Origin of the sequence: Acinetobacter sp. YH01008 (assembly GCF_013420435.1) — a bacterium.
Lineage (GTDB): Bacteria > Pseudomonadota > Gammaproteobacteria > Pseudomonadales > Moraxellaceae > Acinetobacter > Acinetobacter pseudolwoffii.
On sequence record NZ_VOYD01000001.1, the window covers coordinates 111,964 to 129,302 of the forward strand.

The 17,339-nt window shown below is 39.4% G+C and carries 15 protein-coding genes; 12 read left to right on the forward strand and 3 right to left on the reverse strand.

The features are described 5' to 3' along the window. Window positions 1–6: 6 nt before the first annotated feature. Window positions 7–987: an MBL fold metallo-hydrolase gene (locus tag FTT75_RS00565; RefSeq protein ID WP_180185780.1), complete on the reverse strand. Its 981-nt coding sequence runs from the start codon at window positions 985–987 to the stop codon at window positions 7–9. Between the two features lie 269 nt (window positions 988–1,256). Between FTT75_RS00565 and FTT75_RS16005 the strand changes: the two genes are divergently transcribed. Further along, window positions 1,257–1,373, forward strand: a complete 117-nt coding sequence (locus tag FTT75_RS16005; protein ID WP_005169658.1) for a hypothetical protein — start codon at window positions 1,257–1,259, stop codon at window positions 1,371–1,373. A gap of 632 nt (window positions 1,374–2,005) precedes the next feature. Here FTT75_RS16005 and FTT75_RS00570 read toward each other — a convergent pair. Then, window positions 2,006–2,770: an IS5 family transposase gene (locus FTT75_RS00570; protein WP_180185781.1), complete on the reverse strand. Its 765-nt coding sequence runs from the start codon at window positions 2,768–2,770 to the stop codon at window positions 2,006–2,008. 63 nt (window positions 2,771–2,833) lie between these two features. On the opposite strand from FTT75_RS00570, the gene FTT75_RS00575 reads away from it, so the two are divergent. The 3 genes from FTT75_RS00575 to FTT75_RS00585 are packed head-to-tail and all read left to right on the forward strand — an operon-like array spanning window position 2,834 to window position 4,596. Beyond that, window positions 2,834–3,526 carry a CsgG/HfaB family protein gene (locus FTT75_RS00575; RefSeq protein WP_257230313.1) on the forward strand — a complete coding sequence of 231 codons (693 nt, stop codon included), beginning with the start codon at window positions 2,834–2,836 and terminating at the stop codon, window positions 3,524–3,526. 45 nt (window positions 3,527–3,571) lie between these two features. Next, window positions 3,572–3,919, forward strand: a complete 348-nt coding sequence (locus FTT75_RS00580; RefSeq protein WP_171304303.1) for a DUF4810 domain-containing protein — start codon at window positions 3,572–3,574, stop codon at window positions 3,917–3,919. After that, window positions 3,916–4,596 (forward strand): GNA1162 family protein, encoded by a 681-nt coding sequence (locus FTT75_RS00585; protein ID WP_005097867.1) that lies wholly within the window; start codon window positions 3,916–3,918, stop codon window positions 4,594–4,596. The genes FTT75_RS00580 and FTT75_RS00585 overlap by 4 nt, the downstream gene beginning before the upstream one ends. Before the next feature lie 44 nt (window positions 4,597–4,640). Here FTT75_RS00585 and metG read toward each other — a convergent pair whose 3' ends face one another. Beyond that, window positions 4,641–6,701 carry a methionine--tRNA ligase gene (gene metG, locus FTT75_RS00590; RefSeq protein WP_180185782.1) on the reverse strand — a complete coding sequence of 687 codons (2,061 nt, stop codon included), beginning with the start codon at window positions 6,699–6,701 and terminating at the stop codon, window positions 4,641–4,643. Between the two features lie 225 nt (window positions 6,702–6,926). On the opposite strand from metG, the gene FTT75_RS00595 reads away from it, so the two are divergent. The 8 genes from FTT75_RS00595 (at window position 6,927) to FTT75_RS00630 (ending at window position 17,332) form a co-directional block, all read left to right on the forward strand. Next, a complete protein-coding gene (locus tag FTT75_RS00595) occupies window positions 6,927–7,730 on the forward strand; it encodes a hypothetical protein (RefSeq protein ID WP_100355579.1) in 804 nt (267 codons plus the stop codon). Between the two features lie 361 nt (window positions 7,731–8,091). Further along, window positions 8,092–8,925 (forward strand): hypothetical protein, encoded by an 834-nt coding sequence (locus FTT75_RS00600; protein WP_180185783.1) that lies wholly within the window; start codon window positions 8,092–8,094, stop codon window positions 8,923–8,925. 279 nt (window positions 8,926–9,204) lie between these two features. After that, window positions 9,205–10,470, forward strand: coding sequence for an iron-sulfur cluster carrier protein ApbC (gene apbC / locus FTT75_RS00605; protein ID WP_005097862.1), 1,266 nt, complete (start codon window positions 9,205–9,207; stop codon window positions 10,468–10,470). A 265-nt stretch (window positions 10,471–10,735) separates the two neighbouring features. Then, window positions 10,736–11,329: a LysE family translocator gene (locus tag FTT75_RS00610; RefSeq protein WP_100329137.1), complete on the forward strand. Its 594-nt coding sequence runs from the start codon at window positions 10,736–10,738 to the stop codon at window positions 11,327–11,329. 123 nt (window positions 11,330–11,452) lie between these two features. Then, a complete protein-coding gene (dcd, locus tag FTT75_RS00615) occupies window positions 11,453–12,022 on the forward strand; it encodes a dCTP deaminase (protein WP_004280726.1) in 570 nt (189 codons plus the stop codon). Between the two features lie 234 nt (window positions 12,023–12,256). Then, the gene (locus FTT75_RS00620) at window positions 12,257–14,278 is read left to right on the forward strand and encodes a hypothetical protein (protein WP_159138282.1); all 2,022 of its coding nucleotides are present in this window, start codon (window positions 12,257–12,259) and stop codon (window positions 14,276–14,278) included. A 12-nt stretch (window positions 14,279–14,290) separates the two neighbouring features. Then, window positions 14,291–15,013, forward strand: coding sequence for a hypothetical protein (locus tag FTT75_RS00625; protein WP_180185784.1), 723 nt, complete (start codon window positions 14,291–14,293; stop codon window positions 15,011–15,013). 33 nt (window positions 15,014–15,046) lie between these two features. Continuing rightward, the gene (locus tag FTT75_RS00630) at window positions 15,047–17,332 is read left to right on the forward strand and encodes a DUF6160 family protein (protein WP_180185785.1); all 2,286 of its coding nucleotides are present in this window, start codon (window positions 15,047–15,049) and stop codon (window positions 17,330–17,332) included. Window positions 17,333–17,339: the final 7 nt, after the last annotated feature.

Genomic DNA, 17,339 nt, shown 5'->3' on the forward strand with positions numbered 1-17,339 from the left:
TTGAACTTAATCTTTAAAATGCACGGGAATCCATTGATAGCTTTTAGCATCTTTAGAATAAACATGCCCAATTCCCGGAAATGGTAAATGTGGTGCTGCCACCGTCTGGCCATTCTTTGCATATTCCGCAAAATACTTTAAGCGGGTTTCAACCGCTTTTTTCGGATCGATATCAAAATCTATAGCGGTCTGTGGACGGTCAAACTGAATGGTATGGGAGTGTACAATATCCCCAATAAATATCATCTCCTGACCCTTGGATTTTAAGCTAAATCCAAAATGCCCCGGTGTATGCCCCGCTGAACTGATCACATCAAAACCATGGATTTTATCGCCAGCTTTAAAGGTCTTTAACTGACCTTTGGCCTGATAAGGTGCGATGGCTTTCTTGATTTTATCGACTGTACCCAAAAAACCGGCCTGTTTTGCTTTTGGTAATTTTTCTACACTTTTAGGATTCATCCAGAAATCCAGTTCGGCTCGCGATACATAAATATTTGCATTGGCAAAATTGGCGACGCCGTTATTACTGATGCCGCAAACATGATCAGGATGTAAATGCGTTAATAAGATCGTATTGACTTGCTCAGGCTTTTGTCCAGATGCCTGTAAATTTGAATAAATAGACCCAAAGTTTGGCCCATTACAGCTAGAAGCACCGCTATCCACCAAGACCAGTTCTTTGCCTGTATTTACCAGGAAAGCATTGACGGAGGTCTGGATGCCTTTGCTTTGGTCAACATAATATTTTTTTAAAATCTGATTCACTTCTGCTTCAGGAATATCCTTAAACAAGACTTTGGCTAAATAATTGGTGCCATCCAGCAGGGCAGTAATCTGGTAATCTCCAAAGCTGTATTGATAATATCCGGGAACCTGTTTTTGTTGTTCTAAAGTGGAAGGCGTTTGTGCGTGTGTTGGGGAAATACCTGCCAATGAACCTAAAGCAAGGAGTGATCCGACAAGATAAGAGCTGAGGTATTTCATGGCTATTCTTATGTAATTAAAGTCAACTCTATGTATTAGCATGGATGCCAGCAAAAAAGAATATGAATATATTTACCATTTTTTTTAAATCGAAATGGCGATTTAGCATCTGTACTAAAAATTCAATCTGAATCTGTATATTGATTTTTTGAAAGTAAAGAATGTGTTTTTTGTAAAAATATTATTATAAATAAAATGCTTAGATGTATTTCACTTTTTATTAAAAGCTCGTTAACATAGGGTATTACGAACAAGCTTTGGATGTCGCTATGAGTTTTTGGAAAAGAAAAAACAATGCCAGCTTTGTATTCTTCATCATTACCTTATATGCGCTGATTGGTTTTGGACTGGGTTATTTCATTTGGGAATTTGTGTTGCAAGGCTAAGTGACCCAGTAATAAAAAGCCTCTAGAGATAGAGGCTTTTTTTATGTATTGCTTAAGCCTTTAAACATGGATGGGTTTAAGTAGTTTGTATCATCGAGTAGGATGGTGATTTGGGTGTTGCCGATTTGGTGATGATAGTAGCCAGCGACTTGTTTTTTTAGGGGATTAATTCGGTTTCTTGAGCTTGGGGTAGAGCTATAAATAAGCTAAGCGTTAATGCTGTTATGACGATTTTTTGATTGAATATTTTCATCGTTATTTTTATCTATTATAAAGACGTGTTTTTTAGCATGCTTCGACTGGGTCTTATAGGCAATAAATAAAAAAATTCTCAATTTAATAATAGAGTGTATACATGAATATTTTTTTAAGAATTAGCATATCAGGACTTTACTCAGTGTTTTTATAATTATTTTATAGAAAAAATCCTGTTATTACCAAGTTTTACTCGGTTATACAGGTGTATTTATTGACTATAAAGAAGAGTAAAGTTAATTATTTAAATGAATAAAAATTATAAAAAAATATTGTTAATTTGTTTATTATGTGGAGATATTGTTTATTTATTGTTAAGATTATTTTGAATTAATAAAAATTTTTTTAAGTCACAAGGATTAGGGTCTGTTGACATTTCAAGTATAGAATTTACCCGATAAAGGTAGCCAAATAAATATACAAGCTAATACAACTGCCCCCTCATAGCTACACTTTAGCTTATCATATCGTGTTGCTATTCCTCTGAACTGCTTTAACCTACAAAATGCATTCTCAACTAAGTGTCTGATTTTATATAAATACCAATCCATATGATCATTATTTGACTGAGTATTTGATTTTCTTGGAATATTCGCTTTAGTTTTTTTCGCAGATATTTGTTCTCTTAATGATTCAGAGTCATATCCTTTGTCTGCACAACATACTTCCGTTTCACTCAAATCAAGTTTTTCAATCATTTTGGGAGCAATCTTGACATCATGTATCGTTCCATCGGAGATAATAATTTCGATTGGATTGCCATCCGCATCAACAGCTAAATGTATTTTAGAACTATTTCCACCAATGCTTTTAGAAATATCCTGATCTTTTATTCCAGCAGAATGTTGGTGTGCCCGAACATGACTACCATCAATAAAAACCCATTCCATATCAGTATTTGAAGAAATTAATTTAAATATTTTCATTAACTTATCATTTTTACACCAACGATTATATTTTTTAAAGATTGAGTTATACGAACCAAATTCTTTAGGCAAATCACGCCATGGGCAGCCTGTTCTTATTCTATAAAGTATTGCTTCGACAAAATTTCTCAAATTAGATTTGAAATAGATATCAAAATTTCGGAAAATAGAAAGTAACTTAGACCAGTGTTGATCATTCAGCATTGTACGAGGCATAGCGAGAAGTAAATTTGGTTTGGCGATTAAATTTTACTTTCTCGCTATTTTTTTGAACAGAAAATGTCAACAGACCCTAATATTTTGAAAAAAACAGCACTCGTTTGTTCTTTAACCTGCTTAGCTTTAACAGCGTGTTCAACAACTGAAACCTCAAAAACAATACAAGCACCGCAAGTAACAGCTGCAACCGCACAAGTAAAATATACGGGCGCTAAAACTGCAGTTTCTATTGGGAAATTTGATAACCGTTCAAGTTATATGCGCGGGATTTTTTCTGACAATGTAGATCGTCTGGGGGGGCAAGCAAAAACAATTTTAGAAACTCATTTGCAGCAAACGGGTTATTTCTCTGTTTTAAATCGTGATAATTTATCTGAATTGCAACAAGAAGCAGGATTTGGAAAATCAACACAATCAATTAAAGGCGCACGTTTTGTACTAACAGGGGATGTTTCTGAATTTGGTCGTAAAGAAGTAGGTGATCACCAATTATTTGGTGTATTAGGTCGTGGTAAAACGCAAATCGCTTATGCAAAAGTTAATCTTAATGTAGTTGATGTAAAAACTGCAGAAGTGGTTCACTCAGTACAAGGTGCAGGTGAGTATGCGTTAAGTGAGCGTGAAGTGCTTGGTTTTGGTTCGACCGCATCTTATGACTCAACATTAAACGGTAAGGTTTTAGATTTAGCTGTACGTGAAGCAGTGAATAATCTTGTGCTTGATTTACAGACTGGTAAATGGTCAAACAAGTAATAGGATTATTCTGTGAAAAATATTTTTTTATTACTTGGTGCTGTGATGTCACTAAGTTTGGTTGGTTGTGCAAGTGGTCCTAAATCTTTATATAGTTGGGGTACATATCCGCAACAAACTTATTTGTTGTTAAGTGTTCCTGAAAAAACCTCTCCTCAAGAGCAGATTGCTAAACTTGAAAAAGATATAGAGAAGGCTAAAGCTAAAAATGCGGCTGTGCCCCCGGGTTTATATGCACATTTAGGGCTATTAAATTTAAATCTTAATAATGGCCCACGAGCAGTAGAGTATTTTGAGTTAGAGCGTCAGGTTTATCCAGAATCAACTGTTTTGATGGATCGTTTACTGAAAAAAATGACAAGTCAAACTATTATTGCAGGAGCGAAAAAATGAAACAGTTAAAACATTTATTCGCTTTAGTTGCAGTAACATTGTTAGTTACAGGTTGTGCAGTAGCCCCTAAAAATACGCGTGATTTAAGCAGCTACACCGCGCATATGCCAAAGTCTATTTTGGTGATGCCACCTGTGAATGAATCTCCTGATACACGTGCAATTTATAGTTATTGGTCAACAGTAACTGTTCCTGTTGCAGAGGCAGGTTATTACGTTTTCCCTATTAGCGTTGTCGATACGATGTTTAAGGAAAATGGTATTTATAACGGTTCTGATGCTCAAACAGTAAGCACTCAAAAGCTACAAGAGATTTTTGGCGCTGATGCTGCTTTGTATGTGAAAGTAAAAGAGTATGGTTCGAAGTATCAAGTGATTCAAACGGTAGCTACGGTAGCTGTAGAAGCTAAATTGGTTGATTTAAAAACTGGTCAACTTCTTTGGGAAGGTTCAGAAAAGCAGATCCTTGCTAACAGCAATAATAATGCTGGTTTAGTGGGTATGTTGGTTGGTGCTTTGGTGGATCAAATCTCGAATCATTTAAGTGATAAGGCGTATGTACTATCAGGTACGGTAAGTCAATTGTTGTATTCGCCACGGTTGAATCAGCAAAAAGGTTTGTTATATGGACCAAGATCTCCGAATTTTTCACAGAATTCGATAAGTCCTCAGCAGTAAAAAATCCCCTCAATTGAGGGGATTTTTATATTTAGGTCTAAAAATTAAGAAACTTTATCACCCGGTTGAGCACCAGATTCAGGTGAAATCACCCAAACGCCGTCGCCATTACCCGCAGCTAAAACCATACCATTTGAAATACCAAAGCGCATCTTACGTGGCGCAAGGTTAGCCACCATCACCACCAATTTACCTTTTAGGTCTTCAGGTTGATAGAACTCACGAATACCACTGAACACATTACGTGGCTCAGCTTCACCAACGTTTAAAGTGAGTTGAAGCAGTTTGTCAGAACCTTCAACTATAGCTGCTTCAAGAACTTCAGCCACACGTAGGTCAACTTTCATAAAGTCTTCGATGCCAATAATTTCAGCTTCACCGACTTTAGGTTCAGCTTTCTTCTCGACCTTCTTCTCTTTTTTCTTTTCAGCTTTAGCTGGTTCAACAGCAGGAGCAGCTAAAGAATCTTTAGATGCATCGACCATGGCAGCAACCGCTTTTGGATCTACACGTTGCATCAATGGTTGGAACAATGCAATTTCATGACCCAGCAGAATCGTTTCACGAGAAGCGAAGTTGAAAGATTCTAATTGCAAGAAATCTTGAACTTGTTGCGCCAGTGTTGGCAACACCGGAGCCAAATAAACAGCCAATTGACGGAACAGGTTAATACCGACAGAACATACGTCATGTACTTGTTGTTCCTGGCCTTCCTGCTTCGCCAGCGCCCAAGGCTTTTTCTCATCGATATATTGATTGGCTTTATCTGCAAGTGCCATGATTTCACGAATCGCAGCAGAGAACTCACGTGACTCATATTGCGCTGCGATTGAATCACCCGCATCAATGAAGCTTTGAACCAATTCAGGCTCTGCACAAGTTGCAGATAATTTATTGTCAAATTTAGTATTGATGAACTTCGCACAACGGCTGGCAATGTTGACCACTTTACCAACCAAGTCAGAATTTACTTTCTGCACAAAATCATCCAGATTCAAGTCAGAATCTTCAACTTTATCCGAAAGTTTCGACGCGAAGTAGTAGCGTAAATATTCAGGGTTTAAATGTTCTAAATAGGTTTCCGCTTTAATAAATGTGCCGCGAGATTTCGACATCTTCTGACCATTGACAGTCAAGAAACCGTTTACAAATAAACCTGATGGCGTACGGTAGTTAGCACCTTCTAGCATTGCCGGCCAGAACAGCGCATGGAAATACACAATGTCTTTACCAATGAAGTGATACACCTCATTTTTAGAATCTTTTTTCCAGTAGTCATCAAAGCTTAAATCAGGACGTTTGGTTTTGATATAGTTTTCAAAACTCGACATGTAGCCAATTGGCGCATCGACCCACACGTAAAAGTATTTGTTGGGTGCGTCTGGAATTTCAAAACCGAAATATGGCGCATCACGCGAGATATCCCAATCGTTCAGGCCATTTTCAAACCATTCATCTAATTTGTTGGCAATCGAGACCGGTAAGCGGCCTTCATCACGTGTCCATTTTTGCAGGTATTCACCAAAATTCGGCAACTTAAAGAAGTAATGGTCAGATGATTTTTCGACAGGTGTTGCACCGCTTAAAGTCGAATGTGGGTTCAATAATTCGGTTGCATTATAAGTTGCACCGCAAACTTCACATGAATCGCCATATTGATCTTCTACTTTACATTTCGGGCAGGTGCCTTTAATGAAACGGTCTGAGAGGAACATGCCTTTTTCAGGATCGAAAAGCTGGGTGACAGGACGAACCGCAATATTGCCGGCATCACGGTTTTTGAGATAGATTTCAGATGCACGTGCGCGGTTGGTATCGCTATGGGTAGAATCATAATGATCGAAGTGCACTGCAAAACCGTCAAAATCACGAATATGTTCTTTTTGCACGTTGGCAATTTGTGCTTCCGGTGAAATCCCGTTGGCTTCAGCACGTAACATGATGGCTGTGCCGTGAGCATCGTCCGCGCAGACATAAGTCACATCATGACCCATTGCACGCATCGCACGTACCCAAATATCAGCTTGGATATAACCGAGTAGGTGACCCATATGAATCGGGCCATTGGCGTATGGAAGGGCGTTAGTGACTAAGATATTACGCACGGATATGACTCTCTCATTCGTATATTATGCAAGGTGGATGATTTTACCTGATGCAGGTCCGAATACAAAGCAATCCTTTAAGCGAATCAATTCCATTTCACCGCGAATTCGTGTCGAAAGGTCTTTGTATTTACAGAATGTCTTGGAAATGTAGATTTCTCTATATTGCGTTGCCAATAACAGTGATAATAGGCCATTGATCTAAAAGCTTTGAGCTAGAAAACCATGATTGACGAAGATGATTTTGATTTTGACCAACCTGTCACGCGTATTAAACAAAATGCAGCGAGTCAAAAACAGTTGGGCAGTCAGATTTTAAAAGATGCAGAAGCTTATCTTGAAGACATCTCGGCAGATGAACATACACTTTTAATCAAAAACTTATCGGGTTTAGTCGCGCAAGATGCTTATTTCCAAGTGCTGGCAGATCAGCTCGATCAACCGATTGGCGCGAAGTTTGCCAATGATGCTTTAAATTTGATGCATTTTTGGCCGGCCACTCACCAGTTTGAAGATATTGAGCAATTTAAGCTACTCGATATGATCAATAGCGAATATTTCCAAACTGAAATGCTGAAAGCCTTTGATGCCTTAGAGATTGATGAAGACATCAAAGCCAAGCGCCGTTTGGTGCTGCTTGAAAGCTTGAAAATGTACAAACTTGGCTTTTACAGCGGTTGTATTCCAAATGTCTATGCGCAGCTCGAAGGTATTTTGACAGATATCCTGATCAAAGCAGGCTTCTTAAAGCAAAATGGTACCAAGTTTGTCGATGTCTATAAAATCGTACCGGGTTTAAAAGGCAATGAAATTAAAAGCCTGTGGCATAAGTCTAAAATTGCGATTGAACTGAATCCGTATTTTGCTGAACTTGCTGCCTATAAAATGGATTCAAGCTCGAATGTGACCATGAGCCGTCATAACATGCTACATGGCACAGATGTCGACAACTTCAATCAAGCACGCAGCTTCATTCTGTTGATCTGGTTGTTCTCTGCGCTCAGCTTTATGAGCACCTTGCGTGTCTGACTTGAAATAATATCTCCTGATGCATTTGCATCCTATAAACATCTGCTGTGAATTGGCAACACTGATTCTTTGGCTTTGGAAACTATGCTATAACGGCATTTGAATGAGAAGCCAAAGAAAATGTGCTGACAGGCTTTGTCGAAACCTCAAGTAATCGATGGACTTGAATCGCCAGAATCCAAAAGAGTTGGATTATTCATCTTTGCAATACTGATTGGGCGCAGCTCATGCTACAGACTGCAAACAATAGCAACAACATGTACAGGCTTTGTTGCAGTTTGCTTACTGCGCCCGATTTGCTCCACACTTTGTGCTAAAAAATGGCTGATTGTTTATATGATATGCCTAAGGAGGGTACCTCATGACTCAGCAGAACCAGAGCAATAGTTCAAAGCAAAATCAAGACAAAGAACAACATGAGAAACAATTAAATCAGAAAGCCAAAGAAGAGCAAAAGCAAAACCAGAATGACCAGAAGCACAATCAGTCGCATGATACACAAGACACAAAGCCACACCAGACTGATGAAAATTCTGATAGCAAACAAAACTCTAAAGATACAGGCGCTGACTCGAAATCGAAGGATGAAGCCTCTAAAGAGCAGCCATCTGATCAAAAAGATAATTCGAAAAATGAGCAATCAGATAACAAAACTGAAAGCTTTAAGATGGATGATTTAAAAGCGAAGGCCATTGCGATTGGTGAGGAGCTATTACAAAAAGGCGAAAAACTTCTGAATGAGCTAAAACATGGCAAGTCCAACGGTCAGAAAAATGATGATCAAGGTTCAGATGACGCAAAAAAGGCAAAAGCTGATCATAGCACTGAAGATAAATCATCGAATCAGTCAGATAAACAAAATGCTAAAGAAGCTCAGACCGATCAACAGGCAAGCATGGCCAATTTAAAAGATGAGGCTGTACATAAGTTTGAAGATACAAAACAGAAGATTACTGAGTTAGTCAGTGAAGCCTCTACCAAGCTGGGTGAGCTGAAACAGATGGCGGCTGATAGCATGAATAAAATGAAAGAAAATCAATCTCAGGGCAATGATTCTGATCAGCAAAAAGATGCCAAAGCTCAAAATTCAGAATCGAAATCAGGTCAGTCTGACAAGAGTGAATCTAAAGAAGATCAGGATAAAAATGCCAAGGATCAGCAGCACAAGTCTGAAAATAATAAAAATCATAAATAGACTGTGATTATTGTAGAGCCACTTTAATCAAAGAAGGTTAAAGTGGCTTGCTACACCTAAAATCAATAAAAATTCTTTTCACATCAAAAAGAATCCAGTTGGCTTTACTTTGATTGATTCACTTTTAGCATGCCTATCCGCTACAATCCAACAAAACCAAGTAAAATGGTTGGAAATTGCAGATATCTCTTCGATCTTCTCGGCAGAGTGCTTAACCTTAAGCGAAAACCCCGTTAAACTATGCCATTCGGATATCTATCTATAGTTTTGGAGTAACCTATGTCGTGGCTTTCTTCGCTCAAATCGGTCTTTTCACCTTCGCAGGAGGTGAACGAAGAAGCTGTGCAAAAAGTATTGCAAAACTATCTGTTGCCAAATTCAAATGATCCGCTCAAACAGCGTATTACTCAGGTCAATGTTCAAGCTGAGATCCTACAAATCACCTTAAATACTTATCCTGAAGAAAAACAAGATCTGCAACAAATCCATGATGAACTGGCGCAAGCTTTGCAAAAATGTGGTATTCAAGAATTGAATATGCATGTGATTCAGCAAAAAACCGGGCCTAAAAGTCATAAATCGGATGGCTGCGGGCATAAGCATGCCGAAGGTGAAAGCTGTTCCAGTCAGCCTAAAGCAGAAGCAAAACCCAATCTTCCTCCTGTGGTGGATGCCTCCGCTCAGCCTGCAAAACAAGAAGAAGCTGATCCCAATAATCCACCGATTCAAAAAGCTGCACCTCAGCAACGTGATGTACCAAAACATCCACGTATTCAAAATGTGATTCTGGTGTCATCCGGCAAGGGCGGTGTAGGTAAATCGACGACTACAGTGAATCTGGCACTGGCTCTGCAAAAATTAGGCTTAAAGGTCGGTGTGCTGGATGCCGATATTTATGGTCCGAGTATTCCGACCATGCTCGGTAATGCGGGCAAAACGCCGATGATCGAAGCGGAACAGTTTGTCCCTATCGAAGCCTATGGAATGGCAGTGTTATCGATTGGCCATTTAACTGGTGATCACAATACTCCAGTGGCTTGGCGTGGACCGAAAGCCACCGGTGCATTGATGCAATTATTTAACCAGACCTTATGGCCAGATCTTGATGTTCTGATGATTGATATGCCACCCGGTACAGGGGATATCCAGTTGACGTTGGCACAGCGCATTCCGGTAACCGGGGCAGTGATTGTCACCACACCACAAAACGTGGCCCTACTCGATGCGACCAAAGGCATTGAACTGTTTAACCGTGTGCAAATTCCGATCATGGGCGTGATTGAAAATATGTCGACCCATATCTGTTCAAATTGTGGTTTTGAAGAACAGATTTTTGGCACAGGCGGTGGAGATAAACTGTCTGAGCAATATCATATTCCATTATTGGGTCGCTTACCTTTAGATGCTGAAATTCGTGAAAATGCCGATGCTGGCACACCTTCAGTCATTGCCGGAGATGATGCAGCCGAAAGCTATATGCTGATTGCAGAAAAAATTGCAGCGCAGCTACCTAAGGCCGAAAAAGATCAGAGCCGAATTTTCTAATTGACCCATTAAATAGAGAGTTCACATATTTAAGCCCTAATTCAAGTTAGGGCTTTTTTATTAATAATTCACGGAAATAAACAGCTTTAAATTAAGAAAATTGACTGAAATGACTGTTGCGTATTAGTTCCCAAAATGGTTTCAAGTGATTGAATTAAATTGATTTAATTCAGTGTGAATTCTGATTATATGTTCTCTTACAATTATTTTTTTGCAGCATTGACCGAACTATTCTATGCTACGCGGATTAGAGCGAGGTCAAACTATGATTTCATGGTTTTTTATTGGTTTAGTGGCAACCATTCTTTTAACACCAGGCCCAACCAATACCTTATTGGCATCTTCAGGCATACAGGTCGGATTTAAAAAAACATTTCGTTTAATTCCTGCTGAAGCCTTTGGCTATCTGATTGCCATTAGCTTTTGGGGCATTCTGATCGGAAAAATTTCCGTTCATCTTCCGCTTTTGCCGACCATTCTCAAGCTGTTTAGTGCCGGCTATATCCTTTTTCTGGCTGTGAAATTATGGCGCACGGCAGAACTCAGTGAAAATTTTGAAAATGTCTCGATTCGTGCACGAGAACTATTTCTGGCAACCTTGTTAAATCCTAAAGCACTTTTATTTGCTTCAGCGATCTTTCCGGTGATTGTCTGGAAAAGCAGTCAGCACTATGTGACTCATATGTTAGTATTCCTGGTTTTGCTGATTCCGATTGCATTCTTCTGGACTTTCCTCGGCTCAATACTGGCCAGAAAAAACAGTCGCTGGCTCAATCAAAAAAACCTGCAAAAAACCGCATCACTGGTGTTAATGAGCTTTTCGATTCCTTTAAGCTATTCTGCACTTTTAAGTTTATAAGCTGATATCTATCAGCAATTTTTTATCCACTGTGGCTGCAAGCGCTTCACTTATTTTCATTGGGGGCAATTTCAGTTAAAGTACGTCGCAATAACTTGTTCTTAAGATTTTTGGATTATATCAATGGCAATTAAGTCTGATCGTTGGATTCGCGAAATGAGCGAAAAACACGGCATGATTGAACCGTATGCAGAAAACCAGGTACGTTTGGATGAAAATGGTCAAAAGCTGATTTCGTATGGCGTATCGAGCTATGGTTATGACGTGCGTTGTGCACGGGAATTTAAAGTATTTACCAATGTGCATTCTGCAATTGTCGATCCGAAGAACTTTGATGAACGCAGCTTTATTGATATTGAATCGGATGTTTGTATTATTCCACCGAACTCATTTGCATTGGCCCGTACCATCGAGTATTTCCGTATTCCACGTAATGTACTGACGGTTTGCCTGGGCAAGTCGACTTATGCGCGTTGCGGTATCATTGTCAACGTCACTCCGCTTGAGCCAGAGTGGGAAGGTCATGTAACTTTAGAGTTCTCAAATACCACCAACCTTCCTGCGCGTATTTATGCAGGGGAAGGTGTCGCACAAATGCTATTTTTTGAGTCTGATGAAGTGTGTGAAACGTCATATAAAGATCGTGGCGGAAAATATCAAGGCCAAACTGGCGTTACTTTGCCGAAGACCTAAGCAGTTTAAAATATTGAATAACGGGACTATATGTCCCGTTTATTTTTTTGAGATTTTCATTCATCGGAAACTCAGGTTTTTACTTCAATTGACTTTGGCATCTGTATTAAAAGTCAGCATAATAGATTCCGAATAACCATAAAAAAGATGCAATGCATCATAAAAAACAAAATGTAGCGGCTGGGAAGCTGAAACATAAAGATGCGGAGCATCGGATAAAAAGGAAAGAGTGAGATGACTCAGATAAAAGATCTATTTAAATTTCGCAAAAATTATTTAGCAATGACAATTGGTTTAATCCTGTTGCCTTCTGCGCATGCGATGCAGGAATTATCAGATTCTTCTCTTTCTGACACCACGGGTGAGGGGGTTGCGCTCGTACTTGATGATTTTAAAATGGTGTTTCAAGGCCCTAAAGATATTTCTGCTGGTTCCAGTTATGCCAGAGGTATTGAAAATCCGGGACAGGCGGATACGGGTTTTATTCGCATTATTCCAACTGGTGAAAACTATGAAAAGCTAGGGGAGCGTTTATACGATAAAGTTTATAGCAATACTTACCATAATGCTTATCTAGCTGAACGTGCGAGAATCTATAACCATGTATATGGAGATACGTATGCATCAAGCCGAGATGCTTATATTACAGACAATCGCACCCGCGTAGCGAGTGAAATTACAGCTGAATATGCTGCTAGCTATCGTGGTAGTCTAGTCCAACAATATCTCGATTCACCAATTATGAAACAGTATTATGATCAGCGTTATGCTGATTATTATAATGGTAGTTCAGCTGGCTTGAATTTTGTAAATGATGGTACAACAAAAGAGTCAATTACCCCATGGTTAACTGATCGGTCGAAAGCAGCTGCACTTAAAAATACTCTGGAAATGATTGAATTGTTATACGGAAATAATTATGCAGCGAATCTTCCAAATTCACCTTTTTACCAAAGTTTTAAACAGCAGTTTCCAAGCTATGTTCGTGCAAATGTCATTAAAAATACAGTAGATAGTCAGCTTGCAGCCAAGACCACTGAAATGCTAAATCAGTTGGCTGCAGATTATGCGAAAGAACAGGCAACAACAGCCAGTAATACCGTGCATGATGAAGTTGTACGAAATGCAATAAATATGGCAAAAGCTGCTGCACAAAATGCCAATATTGGAAGCCTGCGTACCAAGGCAGATGTTTTCATTTATGGTCTGGCATTATCAAAAAGTGATGACTCGCTGAGCACGCGATACAGTAATCAGGGTTTTAGTTGGGGATCTGCAGATAATCCTTGGTTATTCCGGGCAGGAACTGAAAGCGTCAAACAGTTTAAGGACGCTGCTAAAGATGTAGGCTATATTGCTCTAGAAGCGCCTCTTGCCAAGATTGCTCCAGATGAAAGTGATAATAATATTAAATTGGGGTTTTGGAGTGATATTTTTGCACGTGAGCTTAATTCCTCTAATGTTGTCGATCCTATAACAGGTGGGCCCACTTCAGGGCTTGATACAAATTACCGATTAAGAACGCAATTTGTTGCCAATGGTCTCAGTTTAAATGGTTCGCAAGTTCGGTTATTCCAAACCTTGGAATCGGATAATAAGGACTATAATCAAACTTTAGGAATGGCAAGTATCGTTCGTTTAAATACCAATGATCGGCCAGAAACTCTAAGCAGTAGCGATAGCAATCTTAACAGTAAAGGTATTCGTCTAAGTACCGCAGCAAAAACAGATGCACTTGATGGTAATGTCCCGACCCCAGCCTTAAACGGAAGTGCTGCTCCCATATTTCATGATTCTGAGGGTTTATATTTATATAGTCCAAATATTAACCTGGTGCTCGGTAATATGTATCAGCCTTTTGTGGTCGGTTCAGAAGGCAATAATATTATTTTAGAAGTGACACGTATTCCAAATATTCCTGCTATCTATAATCAAATTTATCAGAATTATGGGGGTGGACTAGGAGAATCTGATTTAAAAGGTTCAACCTGTAATGTCTATAGTTGTGGTACGCCGATTAAAAATAATGCTTCAGATGCGACCGTGCTTTATCAAGGCCGTAACGCCACTCACAGTAGTATTTCAATAGGGACTACAGAGCGTATCCCAGGAACAAATTTGCTGCGCGCCAAAGATGGCCCCAACTCCACGGGAGTCGTATTCAAGAGTACTGATGGTATAAGTAAGAATTTTGGGTCTGCAGTCATTGATGGCGTACTGATTCAGCATTTAAAAATTAGAACAACTGGTCTGTAAGGGAGTATAAAAATGTCCAAATTATTGACCCTCTGCGCATTGATATGTACCTCTATGCTCAGTCAAGCCGGATTGGAAGTCCTTAATCAGCAAGAGTTAACTGAGACAGTAGGACAGGGCGGAGCAGACCTTAACTGGACTTTATCCTTAAATCATATTTACGCCACAGATTTAACCAAAGATACAATTTCTCGACTTGATGGAAATGATAATCCACTAGAAGTATTTTATGTTTTAGATCCGACAACATGTGGTGCAACAAAACAGTTTTGCCGTTTGGCAATAGCCCCAAATAATCATGTCGATGCCAATGGGAATAAAAAATGGTTAGTATTTAAAGGTATTCAGGGCACGATTCAGATTGACAAGTTTTCTATCGATGGAACAACCATCATTAATCATCGTAATGAACCGCAAACAGCGATGAAAGTCAGCTTTTATGATGAAAAACCTTTGAAAATCAGAAACTTGGGTTTCAGTACAGTGTCGATTGAAACGGGTACAGGGGGTGGTGCACTAGAAGGTTATGCCAATACAGGTACTTATGACACTTATACAGCACGCACCTATAATACCGAAGGCGGTTTTTCTACCTCGACACAAGATGTGCCTTCATTTGATAAGGGGGCCGAAAAAGGTTTTATGGGATTGAATGTTCATGGAAATCTGCATATGTCCGGTAATTTGAAAATATTTGGTTATAACTGTACAGGTGGGGCACAAAGTCGTTGTTAATCGCAGCGTCAAGTACAGCATAAGGATATAAAAATGAAAAAAACAACAATAAAGTTGAAGTTACTAACGGTATGCATGTGTCTTATACAGCAAGCTTATGCACTTGAAACCATTGAAGAGCAGGAATTGAGCGAAGTCACTGGACAAGATGGTATGGTGATTACTCATGAAATTTCTAAAGCCAACATTGCTCAAGTCAATTGGTATGATCCCAATCCAACTGCCAGTACTAAAATGGGTTTAGGTCTACATAATGTTGAAATTATTGGAAAAGATAATAAGCCAATTATTAGTCAACTTGAAATAGATGTAGGTGCTACTTCACAAGGGGCAGGACTTCGGCTTGCTGCAAGTATTTCACCATTTCAAGCCACTGCAGATTTAAAACTGGTAAAGACAGCCTGTACGACCAATCCATGTAGCCAGTCTGCGAATAGTATTCGGACTGCTGGCGTACAATCTAGTCAAAGTCTAGGTGCATTAGGGATTAGTACCTCTACGCCGCTTAGTGTTCTATTGCAAACTACTGCAGGTTTATTTAATAAAGAAGCAATTGCCAGTATCGATTTTCAACTTAAAAATGCCACCATTAGTCATAAACTAGGTGAAAATAGCCTGATTTTAAATGACTTTAACTTTAATTTTGCGGGTCAGGGCTATATGTACATTGACCCCAATGAAGGTGTTGTACTCACTACCCGAAATGGCAATCAAGACCATTACGTCGATTTGAAACGTGTTGAAGATACCACTGATATTGCTGTTGGCCGGGTTAATCCGACCAATCCTGGCGTTAATATTGACTTGCGTTATAACACGCCAAATAACGAACGTAAAAATATTATGCGTCTTGGGGCTTCAGGTGCGGTGACCAATGCCAGATTATCCATGAATGCCGATCAAACCCAGATTGGTGCTTTTGATGTAAGTAACAAGTTAAATGGTGTTTTACAGCGTCAAGACAAAACTGCAGCAGGATATAGCGATCTGGTGGGTGAAGGGGGGTTGCATCTGGGCTTATCTGCCGACTTTACTGGTGCTGCTAGTGGTCACCCAAGCAACATCGCACCTACCGTGCTTGAAATTGGTCATACTGGCCATGGAAGCTATGCAGTCCAATTCTCCAATATTAGGCCCCTGACAACACGGAATGCTGATGAAAGTTTACATGGTAAAAATGCCTATATCGATTTTGGTGATATTTATATAAATACTATTACGGCTAAAAGTCTCGATTTTATCATCAATGAAAATATGCGAAAAACCTTGGGGCATAGTAGTGATGTACTGAAACAGACACTGAGTACAGCAGGAGATGGAGAGGATTTTGCTTTTATTGCAGTACGAGGAATGGACTTTCAGGCAATTGCTGCGAAAGCACGTTTTATTTCAGATAACTCCTTGACAGAACTTGGTGGGGATGGCGGTTCATGGGGGATTGGTATTCCTATTTATAATTTAAATGCCAATGTCGCGTTGTCTGGAACAACTTATGGAACAGATAATAAGCAGGCAATTGCTTATAACATCATGGCCTCTACTGAAGGATACGGGGTCGACAAGAAAACCGGTTTGCCAAGTACAACTTCAATTATATTGATTGATGGTCAGGACGGTGTACAGGGTGAAGCTGTTAACTATTATGCAGGCTTTAGAAATATCGATGCTTTAATTAAATCTGAAGGGATTATTGGCTATGAAGATGAAGGGATTTATATTCGTGCCGATAAATTACTGATTGCAGCAAAAGCAGAGCTCGCAATGGGGCAATTACCAGGATCTAAATATAACTGTAGCACTGCATCAGTCAGTAAATGCGGAGGCTATGTGCCTCACGATAATTTTTCTAAACGTGATGATGTACTGACCAATATTGCCTTTAAGCTCGATGGAAATGGTGAGCTTCTGATTATTCCTGGGATAGATCCAACCGCAAGTTCACCAGATACCAACTTTTTGTCATTTGATGCAAACTTTAAATTTAGGCCACTCACATCAGAAGAAAGTGCAGATAAAGCTAATCTGGGTAGCTACTTTAGTATCTCCAATGAAGATATTGATTTAACAACAGGAGCATTAAACGTTTCTTCGATCAACTTTAACCGGATGGAAGGTCATTTGGGTGTTAATGGGAAAGTTCGTGTCAGTGCTGATACCGTAACGTTGGATAATCAGGTCAAACTCAATTATGAAAATAATATCGCGACACCATTTAAAACCAATTTTGCGATGGCGACCAATGGCAATATGCAAAACATGGCAAGTATTGCACTGACTGGTGGCACTATTCGTAGCACGCTGGGAATCACACCACGCTAAATTCAGG